The sequence below is a fragment of the Dietzia sp. DQ11-71 genome, from assembly GCF_014144995.1.
Lineage (GTDB): Bacteria > Actinomycetota > Actinomycetes > Mycobacteriales > Mycobacteriaceae > Dietzia > Dietzia kunjamensis.
In genome coordinates, this window is record NZ_JAALDT010000469.1 from 1 (window position 1) to 2616 (window position 2616).

Annotated in this window: 3 protein-coding genes; 1 reads left to right on the forward strand and 2 read right to left on the reverse strand. The window is 70.0% G+C overall.

Going from position 1 to position 2616, the window contains the following annotated elements; genetic code table 11:
• Positions 1–141: 141 nt before the first annotated feature.
• Entirely contained in the window at positions 142–339 is a 198-nt protein-coding gene (locus tag G6023_RS14715) for a hypothetical protein (RefSeq protein WP_067713426.1), read from the reverse strand.
• 350 nt (positions 340–689) lie between these two features.
• Between G6023_RS14715 and G6023_RS16210 the strand changes: the two genes are divergently transcribed.
• A complete protein-coding gene (locus tag G6023_RS16210; protein WP_277817539.1) occupies positions 690–818 on the forward strand; it encodes a hypothetical protein in 129 nt (42 codons plus the stop codon).
• A gap of 170 nt (positions 819–988) precedes the next feature.
• On the opposite strand, the gene G6023_RS14720 is transcribed toward G6023_RS16210, so the two are convergent.
• Positions 989–2616, reverse strand: a 1628-nt coding sequence (locus G6023_RS14720) for an ABC transporter ATP-binding protein (protein ID WP_182636205.1), incomplete at its 5' end; no start/stop codon positions are given.

Genomic DNA, 2616 nt, shown 5'->3' on the forward strand with positions numbered 1-2616 from the left:
CGCTCTAATTCTTCCGGCCAGAACGCCCGATTGGTACGGCGCCGCCAAGAAGTAGCCACAGAAGACCGCCACAGAGCGATCAAGTCCACATGACAGCCCTCGCACCAGGACACAGTGCGAGGGCTGTCAGAGGGCTGAGGCTCAGTAGTAGTACCCACCGCCGCCGACGCTCATTTCGACTGAGGCGAGGCTTCCAGTGAGCCCAAGAGCCAGCCCGATCTGGCTCGTGGCGTAGAGGAACGGTGCCAGCACAATGGAACCGATCACGGCCCCAATCTGCTCACCGCCCGTGCCGGGCAGAGACGGGAAAAGCGGGACATTGAGGTCGATCGGCGGCATAAAAACTCCTAAATGTGAGGGATGTTTTTATGATAGGACACCGCTCCGACAAGCCCCTCAAGAGGCTTGCCGTTACGGGCGAACGCCAGGGGCCTCCAGAGGGCTGCGGGGCGTCGTGGTTGCGTAGGCCGGGTCAGTACCGGCCACGTCGTCCCAGGCCTAGTTGGAAGAGCCGAACAGGTTGCCGGCAGTGAGGGAGCCGAGGTCGAGAGACCCAGACGACGCGTCCTGGTACACGGATGTAACCTGCCGGCCAGTGGCATCAGTATCGGACTTCTGACATACGACCACAGCACCGGCACGGAAGGCTTCTGGCGACGGCGGGCACGATCGAGGAGCGAGCGGGGACGGTGATGCTGTCCCGTCTCATCGCGTCGGCGACCAGCACCGATGCGGACGCCTCCACCTTCTCCGAGGTGGCCCGGGTATTCGGTATCGAGTGGATTCCCGCCGTCCAAGTGGCGGACGAGCTCGGTTAGGCGCGCTGACAGCCGGGCGCTGCTCCTGCGAACCGCGAGCCACGTGAGCACGGCTCTGTTCGAGCCGCAGAGTCCGTACTCTTCACCGGCCGGCCGCTGCGGCCGTGGATGTCGTCACCCTTCGCGGCGCGCGCACCACCACCGGCATCGCAGTCCGCCACCTACCGACCTCACGCCCCGAACCACGCCCGGCTGAGTTCGGCGTACCGCCCGTCCGCCCGCAGCAGTTCGTCGTGCGTGCCGGATTCGACGATCCGGCCGTGGTCCATCACCAGGATGCGGTCGGCGGCCTCAGCCTGGCTCAGCCGGTGCGCCACCACCAGACCCGCCCGGTCGCGGAGCACCGCAGCGGCAGCCGCGTCGAGGCGACGGGCTCCGGCGGACCCGGCCTCGGCCGTGGCCTCGTCGAGGATCACCACGTCCGGGTCGGCCAGCTCGACGCGGGCCAGGGCGATCATCTGGCTCTGCATCGGGTCGAGTTGGTGCCCGCCCTCACCGATGAGGGTGTCGACGCCGTCCGGCAGGTCGTCGACCCAATCGGCACCGACGGTCTCCAACGCGGCGCGCACCTCGGCGAGGCCGGCCTCGGGCCGGGGCGCGCGGACGTTCTCGACCACGGTGGTGGCGAAGGTGTGGACCTCCTGCGAGACCATCGTGACGTACCGCCGCAGCTCCACCGGGTCGACGTCGGTTAGCGGGACACCACCCAGTCGCGCGCTCCCCCGCGTCGGGACCACCGAGCCGGCGGCGACCAGCGCCAGGGTGCTCTTACCGGCGCCCGTGGATCCGACCACCGCGACCACCTCGCCCGGCGCGACCGTGAGGTCCACGTCGATCAGAGCGGGAGCGCCCTCTCCATAGGTGTGCGTGATGCCGGTGAGCTCGAGCGGGCCGGTCCCGGCGGCGGTGGAGTGCAGCGCGGCGGTGCGCTCGGGCACGGGCATGGTGATGACTCCGACCATCCGCACCAGCGAGGCCCCGGCGGACTGGACCTGATCGACCATGCCGACCAGCGCACCGATCGGGTTGAACAGCCGATGGAACAGCAACGCGGCGGTCGTCACGGCACCGGCGGTGATGGCGCCGGAGTCCACGAGGAAGAACCCCACGACCAGCAGCAGCCCGAGGACGGTGACCTCGGCGCGGTTGTTGCGGCTGAAGGCGCGGGTGACGAAGTGGAACACCTGGATGGACAGGTCCCGGGCGCGGGCGGACGCGGCGGTGATCCGCTCCAGCTCGGAGTCCTGGGCGTCGTAGGCGTGCAGGGTCCGGGACCCGGAGATCCCGCCGAGGAGACGGCTCGCCCGGGTGCCGAACGCGGCGCGCTCGGCGGCATAGATGGGGCCGGACCGGGGCAGGTACCAGCGCAGGGTCGTCCAGTACATGGGCAGGGCGAGCAGCCCCACCAGCCCGAGCCGCCAGTCGACCGTGGCCAGCCCCACCCCGGACACGATCACCGTGAACGCCGACTGCACGACGAGCGGGATCACGGCGGTCGCGGCCTGGCTGATCTCGCGGGCGTCTTCGGCGACGCGGGAGACGAGGTCACCGGTCTCGGTCGTCTCCATCTGCGCCGCGCCCAGGCGCAGGGAGCGGTCCATCACCATCTCGCGCAGACGGGCGACGGTCGGTTCGGTGAGCCGGGCGAGCCAGGCCTGGCCGGCCCAGGTGCAGCCGGCGCCCACGATGCCGGCCATGGCGATCGCGCCCGCGCCGATCCACACGGCGGTGTAGTCCTCGCTGCCGGGCAGGTCATCGACGAGCCGGCCGATCACCCACGGCGCGACGAGGCCCGCCA

Excerpts from the sequence above, each read along its gene's own strand:
- G6023_RS14715 (WP_067713426.1), bottom strand. The coding sequence starts at position 339 with ATGCCGCCGATCGACCTCAATGTCCCGCTTTTCCCGTCTCTGCCCGGC.